Origin of the sequence: Paenarthrobacter sp. TYUT067 (assembly GCF_023656375.1) — a bacterium.
Taxonomy (GTDB): domain Bacteria; phylum Actinomycetota; class Actinomycetes; order Actinomycetales; family Micrococcaceae; genus Arthrobacter.
Genome location: NZ_JAMOIT010000009.1, coordinates 46,121 through 59,954, shown reverse-complemented (window position 1 = coordinate 59,954; position 13,834 = coordinate 46,121). Strand labels below are relative to the sequence as shown.

Here is a 13,834-nt window from a genome sequence, read left to right as displayed (position 1 = left end):
CGTGATCTTGGAGCCTTCAACGTCAAGCGCTTGATGCCTTCTCGCAGGTCAGGGCTGGTTGGAGCCGCTACGATCGATGCATGGAATCCCTGGAACGGCCCCACGGCCGCGCGCCCCGCTCGCACCGCGTGACGGCCGCGATGGTGGCCGCCCGCGCAGGCGTTTCCACGGCCACCGTGTCCCTGGTGGCGAACGGCAAAACCCAGGGGCGGGTATCCGACGACAACATCTCCCGTGTTCGTTCCGCCATTGCTGAACTTGGTTACGTGGTGGACAGCATCGGCAGCTCGCTGGCCCGCGGGGTCAGCTCAATCGTCATACTTGTGACGCCGGATGTGTCCAACCCCTTCTTTGCCAACGTCATCGCTGGGGTGCGGGAATCGTTGGGTTCCGAGTATCAGCTGCTGCTCTCCGTGACCGACGCCGGTGAATCACCGCAGGCTGATGACGTCCGCAAGTTGCTGGCTCTCCGCCCTGCCGGACTGCTGGTGGGCGCACCCAGTGCGGAATTCCTGGAAGACCTGTCTGCAGCCCCGCCCCTTGTATTGCTGGATGCCCCGGGGCTCGAGTCCTATGCACCTTCCGTGAACCTTGATGTCGCCCAGGGCGCCCGCGAGCTTGCCCGGCACCTCGCTGCTTCCGGGCACACCCGGGCCGCCTACGTGGACGGCATCACCGGCACTGCCACGTTCCAACTGCGCCGTGAGGCCTTCTTGGCGGAGGCTGCAGCCTGTGGGCTTTTAGTGGCCGACGGGCATGTCATCAGCACCCCGATCGACGTCGGTGCTGCCGCTGCCGCGTTCGCCGACGCCTGGCCGGAGTGGCAGCGTGAGGGAGTTACCGCCGTCGTTTGCGGTACCGATACGCATGCCTACGGCGTGCTGCAGGAAGCGCGCGTGGAGGGTGTCCGGATCCCGGAGGAGTTGGCCGTGGCGGGCTTCGATGACCTGCCGTACTCAGCCACCAGCAACCCCAGCCTCACCACCGTCCACTTGCCGGCCACACCGCTGGGGCGCAAGGCCGGGGAACAACTGCGGGGACTCATGGAAGGCCTACCACTGGCAGAGCCACATGTGACGCTCGAAAGTTCATTGGTGGTGCGCGGATCTACGTCTCTTGGTTAGGTGACAGCGGGCGAAGCTGTCCTCCGTGATGGGTAGCGACACCGTGAAGTAAATCTGCGGCGCAGTCATATCGCCCCAGTCTTCCTTTTTCACGCGGACAGCGGAGGGCGTAACCTCGGCGATCCGCACGCGAAGCCAACCGCCGTCGTCGAGCAGTAATTCGTGAGGGTCGGCCAGGTAGCGCAGCCCGAGTTCATCAAGAGTTTCCTCGGCGCTCAACCAGTCCACCGTCTCCGTCCTGGGGCGTCCCAGAAGGTCAATGGCAACGAATCCATCGTCTACCGGCTTCATCCAGCCCACGTGCTCGCCATCGTCTGCTCGTCGGTGTTCGATCCAATCGGATTCCATGGCTTCGACGGTAGCACCGCGTTTTGCTACGACGCGCCGTGGCTAGTGGATAACTGCCAGCAGGATGCCGACCAACACGAACAAGCAGCCAAAGACGCGGTTGAGGACTTTCTGGCCCTTTTGGTCATGGGTGAATCTTTGGAAGGACCGGGCTGCGAGGGCGAAGAAGAACCACATCACCATGATGTCAATGACAATCACCGTGGCAGAGAGCACCACATACTGCTGAAGCAGGGGTTCGTTTGGCCTAATGAACTGGGGCATGAAGGCCAGGAAGAACACAATGGCTTTAGGGTTCAGCAGGTTCACCCAGATGCCGCGTTGGAACATGGACAGGGCGGACTCGTTCTTCTTGTCCTCAACCTCTTCCTTGTCCAGGTCCGGCTTGTGCAGGAACTGCCGGATGCCCAGGTACACCAGGTATGCGGCGCCGGCGTAGCGGATCACATTGAAGATCACCGGCGAGTTGGACACCAGCACGCCAACGCCCAGAGCGACGATCACAATGTGGATGACCAAGGCCACCTGTTGACCAAGGATGCCCCAGATGGAGCGTCGGAAGCCGGAATTGAGCGAGTTGCTCATGGTGAAAATGGCACCGGCGCCGGGAGTGAAACTGATCAGGGTGCCGGCGCCAACCAGGGCCAGCCAGAGTGAAAACTGCACATCTCAGCTTATGCCCGTGAAGTGGGTGGTTTGGACGGGTTGCTTCCTGACCTCTTTTGGCGGCGCTGACCACGGAATGCACCCGGAATGGGTTGATTATGGCGCTCCCGGACCTCAAAGTGGGTCAGGAAGCTACAGCCCAAGCCGCGGCTTAGGGCAAACTGGTGCCGTGAGCGGAATCCCGTGGGTGCTGCACGTCGATCTGGACCAGTTCATTGCCGCTGTCGAGATACTCCGGCGGCCCGAGCTCGCGGGCAAACCGATCATCGTAGGAGGCCGGGGGGACCCCACGGAGCGGGCTGTGGTGTCCACCGCGTCCTATGAAGCCAGGGCGTTCGGCGTCGGTTCCGGGATGCCCCTCAGGATCGCAGCCCGGAAAGTGCCGGACGCCATCATCCTGCCGGTTGATCAGGAGGCGTACTTGGCGGCCTCGGACGTGGTGATGACCACGCTGCGCGCGCAGCCGGGAGCCACGGTTCAAGTGCTCGGCTGGGACGAGGCTTTTGTGGGCATCCAAACGGAGGATCCGGACGCCTACGCCAAGCAGATCCAGGCCGCCGTCCTGGAGCAAACGCAGCTGCACTGCAGTGTAGGCATCGGCGACACGTTGGTCCGTGCCAAGAACGCCACGGATTTCGGCAAACCGGCAGGCATCTTTCGGCTGACCAAGGAGAACTGGCTGGACGTCATGGGCGACAAGCCCACCAAGGAATTGTGGGGCATTGGAAGCAAAGTGTCCCAACGGCTGGCAAAGCACCACATCACCACGGTGGCTGAGCTGGCAGCATGCAATCCCCAGGATCTCGTCCCGGAGTTCGGCCCCAAGATGGGTCCTTGGTACGCGCAGTTGGGACGCGGTGAGGGTTCCAGCGAAGTGGATGACACTCCGTGGGTGGCCCGGGCACATGGCCGCGAGACCACCTTCCAACAGGACCTCACCGCGCCCGCCCAGATCAGCGACGCCATCAAGGAACTGACCGCCCGCGTCCTGGAAGACGTCGCGGCGGAGGGACGCCCTGTGATCGGGCTGACCCTGAAAGTCCGCTACGCACCGTTCGTCACCAAGACCTACGCCAGGAAGATTCCCGAGACTTTCGACCGCGGGGAAGTCCTTGCGCAGGCCTTGGAGCTCAGCGGAAAAATCGAGCCGGACCGTCCCATCCGGCTCCTCGGATTGCGGGCAGAGATGCCGATGCCTGAAGAAGCCCGAAAGGGACATACGCCCACGCGCGGCGGCTGGTGACGCCGTCGAACGTTAACGCCCGACGGCGGCCCGGCAGCTACCAGCGCGGGTGAATCGCTGCGCGGAAGTAACGGTCGTAGATGTCCTGGACCCCGTCCGTGAGCCCGGCGCCTACAGACTGCAGGCCACCTGCCTCGGCATTTGCCGCTGCCTGCGAAGCGGATCGTGCACCGGGAATGACCGAGGTGACACCGTCCTGCGCGATGACCCAGGCGAGGGCCGCTTGGGCGGTGCTGACGCCGTCGGGCACTAATCCGCTGAACTCCTGCGCGGCCTTGACGCCGGTTGCGAAATCGACGCCTGAGAACGTCTCGCCGACGTCGAAGGAAGACCCGTCGCGGTTGTAATTGCGGTGATCGTTTTCAGGGAACTCGGTGTCCGGCGTGTACTTCCCGGACAGCAAACCGGACGCCAGCGGCACCCTCGCAATAATGCCTACGCCCGCTTCCTTGGCTGCGGGCAGAACCTCATCCAAGGGCTTGAGGCGGAAGGCGTTGAGGATGATCTGCACGGATGCAGTATTCCCGCGCTTGATGGCTTCGAGGGCCTCATCGGTGCGCTCAACGCTGACGCCGTAGTTGCGGATGGCCCCTTCGCTGACGAGGGTGTCCAGTGCGTCGTAGATTTCGTCGCTGCTGTAGACGGACGTGGGAGGGCAGTGCAGTTGAACGAGGTCCAAGGTGTCCTGCTGCAGGTTGCGCCGGGAGCGGTCGGTCCACGCCCGGAAGTTCTCCAAGGTGTAATTTTCGGGGACCTGATCCACGCGGCGGCCCATCTTGGTGGCAACCGTGATGTCCGTGTCCGGGTTGGCGCGGAGGAAGCGGCCGATGAACTGCTCGCTCCTCCCGTCGCCGTAGACGTCTGCGGTGTCGAAGAAATTGACGCCGCCTTCCACCGAGGTTTCAAGGACGGCAAAGGCGTCCTCTTCGGTGACGGAACCCCAATCGGCTCCCAGTTGCCACGTTCCCAGTCCGACGGTGGAGACGGACCGGCCGGTCTTGCCAAGTATGCGTTGTTCCATGGTTCCGACTATATGGGGTTACTGCTGGTCCATCCGCGCGACTTTTTCCATGAGGTACTTTCGTTCGGGCAGGCTTCCGGTCTTCTTGGCCGCCAAGAGGTACGCTGCGCGGGCCTCCACATAGGCGCCCGACATCTCCAGCAGGTGGCCCCGCACGGCGTCCAAACGGTGTGTGCGGCCCAGCGCCGTATCCAGTCCCGCCAGCAGTTCAAGCCCGGCGGCCGGACCATGCACCATGGCCACGGCAACCGCGCGATTCAGCGTGACCACGGGGCTGGGTGCCACCGCTTCAAGCACTGTGTACAGCGCCAGAATTTGAGGCCAGTCGGTCTGATCGCTGGAGGCGGCCTCTGCATGAACGGCAGCGATGGCCGCTTGGAGCTGATAGGGCCCCGCGGCACCGCGACCCAGCACGGCGGACAGCAGAGTGATGCCTTCCTCGATCTGGTCCCGGTTCCAGAGGCGCCGGTCCTGCTCCGCCAACGGCACAGGCGTTCCGTCTGCCAACGCACGGGCTGCGCGCCGGGAATCGGTGAGCAGCATCAGCGCCAGCAGGCCAGTCGCCTCCGGCTCTCGCGGCGCAACGGCTACGAGCAGACGCACCACCCGGATGGCTTCAGTGGTGAGTTCCTCACGCTGCAACGACGGACCCGAGCTGGCCGCGTAGCCTTCGTTGAAGATCAGGTACAGCACGTGAAGTACGACGCCGAGCCTTGCCTTGCGCTCGGAAGGCGGCGGCATGGTGAACGTGGCTCCTGCCTTCTGGATCCCCTGTTTCGCACGGCTGATGCGCTGACCCATGGTCGCTTCGGGGACCAGGAAAGCTGAGGCGATTTCCGCCGTCGTGAGTCCTCCAACTGCCCGGAGCGTTAGGGCGAGTTGCGATGGTGCGGACAACGCGGGGTGGCAGCAGAGGAACATCAGGGTGAGGGTGTCGTCGGCTTCCGAAACTGAGCTGTAGTGGAAGTCGGCGTCCATGGCCGCAACACGTTCCTCGCGGGCGCGGCGGGCGCATTCGCTTCGCCAGTAATCAACCAGCCGGCGTGACGCGACCGCCATCAGCCATGCCTTCGGGTTGTCCGGGAGTCCGGAAGGCCACTGCAGTGAGGCCTCAAGGAGTGCCTCCTGGACGGCATCCTCGCAGGCATCGAACTGGCCGTGTGTCCGTGCCAGCACGCCGAGGACCTGCGGCGCCAGAGTGCGCAGCAGGTCCTCGATTCGTGCGTCCGGCGGGGAGCCCAGTTAGACCTCCGGTGGCGCTTCCTGAACTGCGCGGAGTTCGACTACCTGCGCGTACTTCACAATGCTGGAACAGATCTCCACCGCGCGTTCTTCGCTGGCAACATCGACCACCCAATACCCAACAAGCGACTCCTTGGATTCGGCATAGGGTCCGTCGGTGGTGATGACGCCGTCGGGGGTCTGCTTGACGAGCTTCGCGGTGCTGCCATCGGCGAGGCCCGCGTTGAACACCATCTCACCGGATTCGGTCAGGTCCTTGTCGATCTGGATCATGAATCCGATCATTTCCTGAATCCATGCAGGGTCAGCGGTCTCCATCATGCCCTCGGCAGATCCGAACATCATGATCATGTATTTCATCTCAAACTCCTTGTGAGGGGCGCCCTTTGTGGGTGCTTTCACTCATGGGTCGGAACTGCGGGCGGCATTTCTACATGGTTCGGCAAACTTTTTCCGGAGATTATGCCCGAGCGATCACCTCGCCGTTGGGAATGAGGAAGAAGCCGTCGTCGGAGGCTCCCCAGCGGTGCCAGCCTGCAGCGATCCGGGCGAGGTCGGCCTCGTTGGCGAAACCGTACTCCAAGGCTTGCTCGGCGAACGCTGAGTGCAGCACCCGTTCGCTCCAGACCCGGGACTGCCACGCGCGTTGTTGGGCGGTGGCGTAGAGCCAGTTGCTGCTGGTGGGCGCTACCTGAGTGAATCCTGCTTGCTGGGCCCACGAAACAAGGCGACGGCCGGCGTCGGGTTCTGCTCCGTTGCGGCGGGCGATCTTCTGGTAGAGCTCCATCCAGTCGTCCAGCTCGGGGACTTCCGGGTACCAGCTCATGCCGTGGAAATCGGCGTCGCGGACCGCAACTATGGCGCCGGGTTTCGCCACCCGGCGCATTTCACGGAGGGCGGCGACGGGGTCTGTCAGGTGCTGGAGGACCTGGTGTGCGTGAACGAGGTCGAAGGACTCGTCCTCAAAGTCGAGATCGTAAATGTTGCCGGTCTGGAAGGAAACGTTGTCCACGCCGCGCTCGGTTGCCAGTTCGGTGGCCTGTGCCACGATGTCGGCGGACCGGTCCAAGCCGATCACTTGCCCGGGCGCAACCAGCCCCGCGAAGTCGCAGGTGATGCTGCCGGGTCCGCACCCGACGTCGAGAACTGACGTTCCGGGGGTGAGATGGGGAATCACAAACGCGGCCGAATTCTGGACCGTCCGTGAGGCGTGGGCCCGGACAACCGACTCGTGGTGCCCGTGGGTATAGACATCTTCAGGCTGCTGCGCGTTCATAGGGAAACGCTACCCAACTGGGTCGCATTTGTGCGCGTTTTGGACCCTCAAAACGCGCACAAATGCGACTCAGTTGGGTTCCGCTTCGGCCGCTTCTTCGCGGGCGGCGAGGGTGGCCTCCACCATGTCAGTCATGAACCGGGTCACCAGCGCCAGCTCCGAAGGGCTGTAAGCGGCCATTGCCTTACCCATGCGTATGGCGAGCGGCATGAACATGGCGCTTCCGTCCTGGTACGCCTTGGGGGTCATCTGCAACTGGACCTGCCGGCGGTCCGTCCCGAGTCGTTCGCGCACCACATGTCCGGAGGCGTGCAGGCGATCAACCAATGCGGTAGTGGCAGGGGAGCTGAGCCGGAGTTCGGCGCGGAGAACACCCGGGGTGACCACCTTGCCCGCTGCGGAGTGGCGCATAATGACGGCCAGCGCGTTGAGGTCCGTGCGGTGCATGTCGTTCCGGCCGCCTGCGGCGTCTACATAGTGGTTGGCCTCGAGGGTGAAGTCCTGGAGGAGCCGCACAAGTTCTTGGGGAGCCGCGTTCTCGGGGCGCCCCTCGCCGGGGCGCGGGTCTGTGGGGTTCGACATGTCCGCCCTCCTGCCAGCGTTGTCATGTGATTACTGCCTTCCGGATATTACTCCCAGCCATAAGGGATTCCGGCATTCATAGTAATGAGGTCTTGGAATAGTTCCATCATAGAGATAATCTATGATGGAATAAAGCCCTCAAGCACTCCCACCAAAAGAAGGACTCATGAACTCGCAGAAGATACCGTTCTGGCTGCGCTGGCTGATACCAGTGGTGCTGGTCATCACCTGGCTGGGCATCGCAGGAATCGGCGGCCCCACGTTCGGCCGACTGGAAGAGGTCTCATCCAACGACCAAGCTTCCTTCCTTCCCGCTGGCGCCGAAGCCACGGAAGCCGCTGACTGGCAGGCCAAATTCCGGGACTCCGAAGAGATCCCGGCAATCGTCATCATCGAGAGTGACGCTTCCTTCACCCCCGCGCAGCTGGGCGAAGCAGCCCAGCTGAAAGCCGACATTGAGGCGCTCAAGCTGGGGACCGCCGTCGTCGGGCCCATCCCGTCGCAAGACGGCAAGGCAGTTCAGTTCGTTGTCCCCATGGCGTCCTCGGATGAGCTGCGGGAGAAAGTCCAGGAGCTGCGTGACGTCGTGCAGCCCGGCGCGCCGGACGGCATGAAGGCATTTGTCACTGGTCCGGCAGGCCTGACCGCCGACCTCGTCAACGCTTTTGGTGGAATTGATGGCATCCTGCTGCTGGTTGCCCTGGGTGCCGTGTTCGTAATCCTGCTGCTGGTCTACCGCTCGGTGGTGCTGCCAATCGCAGTGCTGCTCACCTCCGTGTTTGCCCTGTGCGCCGCGATCCTTCTGGTGTTTGGAATGGCGAAGGCCGGCTGGATTCAGTTGAACGGCCAGAGCCAAGGCATCCTGTCCATTCTGGTCATTGGCGCCGCGACGGACTATGCGCTGCTGTTCGTGGCGCGGTTCCGGGAGGCGCTCACGCACACCACCGACCGCACCCAAGCGGTGATCACGGCATGGAAGGCCTCCTTCGAGCCCATCCTCGCTTCCGGGGCCACTGTCATCATTGCGCTGCTCTGCCTGCTGTTCTCCGATCTGAATTCCAACAAGGCGCTGGGACCTGTAGCTGCCGCAGGCATTCTGTGCTCCTTGTTCGCTGCGCTCACGCTGCTGCCCGCGCTCATGGCGTTGCTGGGCCGTTCGGCCTTCTGGCCCTTCCGGCCCAAGCTGCTGCCCGACGACGAACGCGAACCGGAGATTGTCACCGGCCTTGAGGGGCAAAAGGGTCTGTGGCGCGCCACGGGTCGTCTGGTCTCCAAGCGCCCGCGGGTTGTGTGGGTGGCTTCGGTCCTTCTCCTCCTGGTCGCTTCCACAGGCTTGTTGCAGTTGAAGGCCAACGGGGTTCCGCAAACGGATGTCATACTTTCCGCGTCCGACGCCGTGGACGGGCAGGAAGCGCTGGCGCGCCACTTCGACGCCGGTAGCGGCAGCCCCGCCGTCGTGGTCGCCTCACAAGGTTCCGCGCAGCAAGTCCTGGACAAGGTCAAAGCAGCCGACGGCGTGGGGGACGCCTACCTGCTGGCTGACGGAAATGTTCCCATCACCGGTGCCCCCGGCGCTCCTGCTGAGCCGGCAGTTCGCGACGGCAGGATCCTCATCAATGCCACGTTGAACTCGGCGGCAGACTCGATTGAGGCTGAAGAGGCCGTGAAGTCGTTGCGTGTGGCTGTTCGCGAGGTTGATTCCGCAGCATTGGTGGGCGGCGTGACAGCAACTGCGCTGGATACCAACACCACAGCCCAGCGCGACCTGGTGGTCATCATCCCGATCGTGCTGGTGGTCATCCTCTTCATCCTGATGCTCCTGCTGCGCTCCGTGGTGGCGCCGGTGTTGCTGGTGCTGTCCGTGGTGCTCTCCTACGGCGCCGCCATGGGAGTTTCCGCCTGGGTCTTCAACGGGGTGTTCGGATTCTCCGGTGCCGACGCCACTGTGCCGTTGTTCGGTTTCGTGTTCCTGGTGGCCCTCGGCGTGGACTACAACATCTTCCTCATGAGTCGGGTCCGGGAAGAATCCTTGAAACATGGGACACGTCCGGGCATCCTGCGCGGACTGGCCGTCACCGGTGGTGTGATCACCTCTGCCGGCGTGGTCCTGGCGGCCACGTTCGCAGCCCTCGGTGTCATTCCCATCATGTTCCTGGTCCAGCTCGCCTTCATCGTGGCATTCGGCGTGCTACTGGACACGGTGCTGGTCCGATCCCTGCTGGTGCCCGCGCTGGCTTACGACATCGGCAGCAAGATCTGGTGGCCGAGCAAGCTTGCGCGTGAGTCTTACACGGACGTTGTGGGTCCTCGTGAGGAGGAGCAGGCGTCGGTGGGGCGGTAAGCGTCAGTCAATGACGGGCGAGCGGCGCTCTAGCAGCAGGGTGTCGCGCCATTGTCCGGCGGCGGGTCCGGTGCTCACGCGAGCAATACGGTTCCGCCGCCCGACAATGGCAAACCCATTGGCTTGATGGAGTCGAAGGCTGGCCTCGTTCTCCGGGAAAATGCTGGACTGGATGGTCCAGATTCCCTGCGCCTCGGTGGAAGCAGCCAGGGCCTGCAGAAGGAGTTTCCCAACGCCGTGGCCGCGTGCAGCGCCCGCAACGTAGATGGAATGCTCAACGACGCCGACGTAGGCCGGACGCGAGGAAACCGGTGAGACTGCGGTCCAGCCGAGGATCACGCCCGTCTCGTTGACCGCTACCAGCCGGTGGTCCGGAAGCCTGGAGTTGTTGAAGGCAGCCCATTCGGGGGCATTTGTTTCGAAAGTGGCGTAGCCGGTGTCGATTCCTTCCTGGAAGATCTCCCTGACTGCCCGCCAGTCTTTGGGCTCCATAGCCCTCAGCGCTACCGTCACAGCGCGGCCAGGGCGCCGGCTACATTGTCCAATGCGCCCGGGACCATGGAGTAATACGCCCACGTGCCGCGCTTCTCCCGGTGAAGCAAGCCTGCATCCACAAGGATCTTCAGGTGGTGCGACACCGTCGGCTGGCCCAGGCCCAGTGGCTCAGTGAGGTCGCAGACGCAGGATTCTCCTGACGGTTCAGCCTTGACCATGGACAGAAGCCGCAGCCGGTTAGGGTCTGCGAGGGCTTTGAAAACCGTTGCCTTCCGCTTGGCTTCATCCGCATTCAGGGCAGGGTGGCCCGTTGCTTCGCAGCAGTCTTGCTCCGAGGCGGCTTGCAGTATTGGTAAGGCGGTCATGAACCCATTATGCGCCTACATTGACGGCCATCAATGTCCTTTACTTGGGCATTACCCCCGAGTGTAAGGGTGGATCATGCGTGCTTGTCCGCTGGGTGCGGTACTACGACGTCCTCTGGTGCGCGCGATTCCGTGGGGAACAGCATCGCCAGAAGTCCCAGTCCTATGGCAGCGCCAACCAACTGCGCCAGAACAAATCCAGGCGCGGAGGCGGGTGCGATCCCTGCGAAGGTGTCGCTGAAGACCCGTCCTACCGTGACCGCGGGGTTCGCGAAGGACGTCGAGGAAGTGAACCAATAAGCCGCCCCGATGTAGGCGCCAACAGCTGGGGCTGCCAAGAAGCCACGTTTGGTTGCGGCGAGGGAGAAAATCAGCAGAATAAGTCCGGCCGTGGCCACGATTTCGCCCAACAGGTGGCCCGGAGTTGTGCGCTCCTTGCTGGAGATTGACGTACCCACCTCAAACATGGCGTTCGCCAGCACGCTGCCGCAGATGGCGCCCGCAGTCTGCGACGCAATGTACGCGCCTAATTCCCCTAGCGACAGCCCGCTGCCGGTTCGCCTGGCCAGAACCCAGTCCACCAGTGACACCGCCGGATTGAAGTGCGCGCCACTGATGGGGCCAAAGGCCAATATGAGGACGGTCAGCCCGAGCACGGTGGCGGTGCTGTTCTGCAGTAACTGCAGGCCGACGTCATGCGGGGAGAGCTGCTGGGCCGCGATGCCGGAGCCGACGACTATGGCTACCAGCAGGCAGGTACCCAGTGCTTCGGCGAAGGCGCGCCGCCAGAGGGCGGTCGGGGAAGAAGTCATGAAGACAGCTTGACTGATGAAAGTAGTTCAGTCAAAATTGAATCAATGAATATTGATCAAAGCTCAAGCCCTCTGGAGAGGGCAGCTCTTTTGGAGAGAGCCGCCAAGTACGCGGCCCTGAGTGACCCTGCGCGGCTCCGCATCGTAGACCTGCTCACCTTGGGGGACCTGTCGCCCACGGAGCTGCAATCGGAATTGGGGATGCCGGCGAATCTACTGTCGCACCATCTGCGATCCATGGAGTTCGCGGGGCTGGCGGTGCGGCATCGTTCCGAAGCTGACAAGCGCCGAAGCTATGTTCGTCTGGCGCCCGGCGCTCTGGAAGGCCTCACTCCCGGCCGCGAGCACGGGGCGCGGCGCGTCTTATTTGTGTGCACCCGCAATAGCGCCCGCTCGCAACTGGCTACCGCTCTGTGGCGAACGGCTAGTGACATCCCAGCGGTTTCGGCGGGAACGCATCCGGCCGAACATGTGGCACCCGGTGCCGTGGATGTTGCCCGCCGCCACGGCTTGGACCTTGGGGGCGCCAAGCCCCGCTTGATCGACCACGTGGCGGGTGCCGAAGACCTGGTGATCACCGTCTGCGATAACGCCCACGAGGAGCTGCCGGGGCTCCAGGGCATCCACTGGTCCATTCCGGATCCGGTGCGACTTGATAGCGAGCAAGCGTTTGAGGACGCGTTCGCCGACATTTCGCGCCGAGTCCACGATCTCGCCCCCCGGCTGCGTGCCGCCTAGCTCTGCAGTCCTCAATATATTGACAATCATCAATCTATGGACCGATACTCAATGCATCGACGATTATCGATATGACACATCGCGGCATTGGTGCGGATCGATCCCGACCAGACCCAACTGACACAGGAGAACACCGTGAGCACCGAAACCGCTAAGAAGCCGTCCGTTCTGTTCGTCTGCGTTCACAACGCAGGGCGCTCACAGATGGCCGCAGCTTTTCTCACCACCCTTTCCAAGGGTGCCATTGAGGTCCGTTCAGCCGGCTCGCAGCCCGCAGACAAGGTGAACCCCGCCGCGGTGGAAGCCATGTCTGAGCTTGGTATCGACATGTCGGCCGAGATCCCCAAAGTCCTCACCACTGAAGCCGTCAAAGAATCAGACGTCGTGATCACCATGGGCTGCGGGGACGAGTGCCCGTACTTCCCCGGCAAGCGCTACGAGGACTGGGTTCTTGAGGACCCCGCAGGGCAAGGTGTGGACGCGGTCCGGCCGATCCGCGACGATATCAAGACCCGCATCGAAGGCCTTATCGCGTCACTGATCCCCGCGGCCAAGTAACCCCGACTACCAGGAGCAACTCCCGTGAGCAACGAACAACTCATCATTATCGGGTCCGGCCCTGCTGGCTACACAGCGGCGATCTACGCAGCCCGTGCCGGCTTGAATCCCCTGGTGCTGGCAGGTTCCGTCACCGCAGGCGGCGCCCTCATGAACACCACGGAAGTGGAAAACTTCCCTGGCTTCCCTGGCGGTATTCAGGGACCCGAACTCATGGATGGACTCCAGGAGCAAGCGGAAAAGTTCGGGGCCCGGATGGTGTTCGACGACGTCACTGAGGTTGATCTCAAGGCTCACCTCAAGCGCGTAGTCACCGGAGCCGGTGAGACCCACGAGGCACCTGCCGTCATTCTCGCTACGGGCTCGGCGTATAAGGAGCTCGGTCTTCCGGAGGAAAAGAAGCTCAGCGGCCACGGAGTATCCTGGTGCGCCACATGCGACGGCTTCTTCTTCCGTGAGCAAGACATCATCGTTGTCGGTGGTGGTGACTCCGCCATGGAGGAAGCGACGTTCCTGACGCGCTTTGGGAAGTCCGTCACGGTAGTGGTCCGGAAGGGTGAGCTGCGGGCATCCCGGATCATGGCGCAGCGTGCCAAGGACAATCCCAAGATCACCTTCGCTTGGAACTCGGCTATCACGGCCATCCATGGAGACACGAAGGTCACGGGGGTGACGCTCAAGGACACGCGTACTGGTGAAACCCGAGAGCAGGCTGCCACAGGAATCTTCGTAGCCATCGGTCATCTGCCGCGAACAGAACTGGTGGAGGGACAAGTGGACCTCGACGCCGAGGGCTACATCAAGGTGGCCTCGCCAACCACCATGACCAACCTCACCGGTGTGTTCGCGTGTGGCGACGCCGTGGATCACCGCTATCGCCAGGCCATCACTGCGGCGGGCACAGGATGCGCTGCCGCCCTCGACGCTGAGCGTTACCTCGCTGCCCTGGACGACGCCGACAGCATTGCAACAGCACTGGTCGAAGAGCCCACCCACTTCTGAGCTTTACCCAACGGAGGTATG

16 protein-coding genes are annotated in these 13,834 nt (G+C 63.0%); 6 read left to right on the top strand and 10 right to left on the bottom strand.

Annotation, left to right across the window (positions count from 1 at the left end; genetic code table 11):
- Nucleotides 1-80 precede the first annotated feature (80 nt).
- A complete protein-coding gene (locus tag MOD31_RS09930; RefSeq protein WP_250820482.1) occupies nucleotides 81-1,124 on the top strand; it encodes a LacI family DNA-binding transcriptional regulator in 1,044 nt (347 codons plus the stop codon).
- Here the strand turns inward: MOD31_RS09930 and MOD31_RS09925 are convergent.
- Together MOD31_RS09925 and MOD31_RS09920 are read right to left on the bottom strand one after the other, a co-directional pair.
- Nucleotides 1,089-1,472, bottom strand: coding sequence for a hypothetical protein (locus MOD31_RS09925; protein ID WP_250820481.1), 384 nt, complete (start codon nucleotides 1,470-1,472; stop codon nucleotides 1,089-1,091). The two genes, MOD31_RS09930 and MOD31_RS09925, sit on opposite strands and share 36 nt — an antisense overlap.
- A 42-nt stretch (nucleotides 1,473-1,514) precedes the next feature.
- Nucleotides 1,515-2,138, bottom strand: a complete 624-nt coding sequence (locus MOD31_RS09920) for a LysE family transporter (RefSeq protein ID WP_142937784.1) — start codon at nucleotides 2,136-2,138, stop codon at nucleotides 1,515-1,517.
- A 187-nt stretch (nucleotides 2,139-2,325) separates the two neighbouring features.
- Here MOD31_RS09920 and MOD31_RS09915 point away from each other — a divergent pair, with 187 nt between their 5' ends.
- Nucleotides 2,326-3,381, top strand: a complete 1,056-nt coding sequence (locus MOD31_RS09915; protein WP_142937837.1) for a DNA polymerase IV — start codon at nucleotides 2,326-2,328, stop codon at nucleotides 3,379-3,381.
- Between the two features lie 37 nt (nucleotides 3,382-3,418).
- Here the strand turns inward: MOD31_RS09915 and MOD31_RS09910 are convergent, their stop codons facing one another.
- The 5 genes from MOD31_RS09910 to MOD31_RS09890 all read right to left on the bottom strand — a co-directional run bounded on the left by MOD31_RS09910 (nucleotide 3,419) and on the right by MOD31_RS09890 (nucleotide 7,502).
- Nucleotides 3,419-4,402: an aldo/keto reductase gene (locus MOD31_RS09910; RefSeq protein ID WP_166842211.1), complete on the bottom strand. Its 984-nt coding sequence runs from the start codon at nucleotides 4,400-4,402 to the stop codon at nucleotides 3,419-3,421.
- Nucleotides 4,403-4,420: 18 nt separating this feature from the next.
- On the bottom strand, nucleotides 4,421-5,644 hold the full coding sequence (locus MOD31_RS09905) for an RNA polymerase sigma factor (RefSeq protein WP_284705354.1): 1,224 nt from the start codon (nucleotides 5,642-5,644) through the stop codon (nucleotides 4,421-4,423).
- Entirely contained in the window at nucleotides 5,645-6,004 is a 360-nt protein-coding gene (locus tag MOD31_RS09900; protein ID WP_062068338.1) for a YciI family protein, read from the bottom strand.
- A gap of 100 nt (nucleotides 6,005-6,104) precedes the next feature.
- Entirely contained in the window at nucleotides 6,105-6,920 is an 816-nt protein-coding gene (locus MOD31_RS09895) for a methyltransferase domain-containing protein (protein ID WP_250820479.1), read from the bottom strand.
- A 69-nt stretch (nucleotides 6,921-6,989) separates the two neighbouring features.
- Nucleotides 6,990-7,502 (bottom strand): MarR family winged helix-turn-helix transcriptional regulator, encoded by a 513-nt coding sequence (locus tag MOD31_RS09890; RefSeq protein WP_142937789.1) that lies wholly within the window; start codon nucleotides 7,500-7,502, stop codon nucleotides 6,990-6,992.
- Nucleotides 7,503-7,668: 166 nt separating this feature from the next.
- On the opposite strand from MOD31_RS09890, the gene MOD31_RS09885 reads away from it, so the two are divergent.
- The gene (locus MOD31_RS09885) at nucleotides 7,669-9,843 is read left to right on the top strand and encodes an MMPL family transporter (RefSeq protein WP_250820478.1); all 2,175 of its coding nucleotides are present in this window, start codon (nucleotides 7,669-7,671) and stop codon (nucleotides 9,841-9,843) included.
- Between the two features lie 3 nt (nucleotides 9,844-9,846).
- On the opposite strand, the gene MOD31_RS09880 is transcribed toward MOD31_RS09885, so the two are convergent.
- From MOD31_RS09880 to MOD31_RS09870, 3 genes are all read right to left on the bottom strand, one after another.
- Nucleotides 9,847-10,335, bottom strand: a complete 489-nt coding sequence (locus MOD31_RS09880; protein WP_250820477.1) for a GNAT family N-acetyltransferase — start codon at nucleotides 10,333-10,335, stop codon at nucleotides 9,847-9,849.
- A 17-nt stretch (nucleotides 10,336-10,352) separates the two neighbouring features.
- Nucleotides 10,353-10,703 carry a metalloregulator ArsR/SmtB family transcription factor gene (locus MOD31_RS09875; RefSeq protein WP_250820476.1) on the bottom strand — a complete coding sequence of 117 codons (351 nt, stop codon included), beginning with the start codon at nucleotides 10,701-10,703 and terminating at the stop codon, nucleotides 10,353-10,355.
- A 74-nt stretch (nucleotides 10,704-10,777) separates the two neighbouring features.
- Entirely contained in the window at nucleotides 10,778-11,515 is a 738-nt protein-coding gene (locus MOD31_RS09870; protein ID WP_250820475.1) for an MIP/aquaporin family protein, read from the bottom strand.
- Between the two features lie 45 nt (nucleotides 11,516-11,560).
- Between MOD31_RS09870 and MOD31_RS09865 the strand changes: the two genes are divergently transcribed.
- From MOD31_RS09865 to trxB, 3 genes are all read left to right on the top strand, one after another.
- The gene (locus MOD31_RS09865; protein WP_250820474.1) at nucleotides 11,561-12,253 is read left to right on the top strand and encodes a helix-turn-helix domain-containing protein; all 693 of its coding nucleotides are present in this window, start codon (nucleotides 11,561-11,563) and stop codon (nucleotides 12,251-12,253) included.
- 135 nt (nucleotides 12,254-12,388) lie between these two features.
- Complete coding sequence (locus MOD31_RS09860; protein WP_142937795.1) at nucleotides 12,389-12,811, top strand: arsenate reductase ArsC; 423 nt, start codon at nucleotides 12,389-12,391, stop codon at nucleotides 12,809-12,811.
- Nucleotides 12,812-12,835: 24 nt separating this feature from the next.
- Nucleotides 12,836-13,813, top strand: a complete 978-nt coding sequence (trxB, locus tag MOD31_RS09855; RefSeq protein WP_250820473.1) for a thioredoxin-disulfide reductase — start codon at nucleotides 12,836-12,838, stop codon at nucleotides 13,811-13,813.
- The last annotated feature ends 21 nt before the right edge of the window (nucleotides 13,814-13,834 follow it).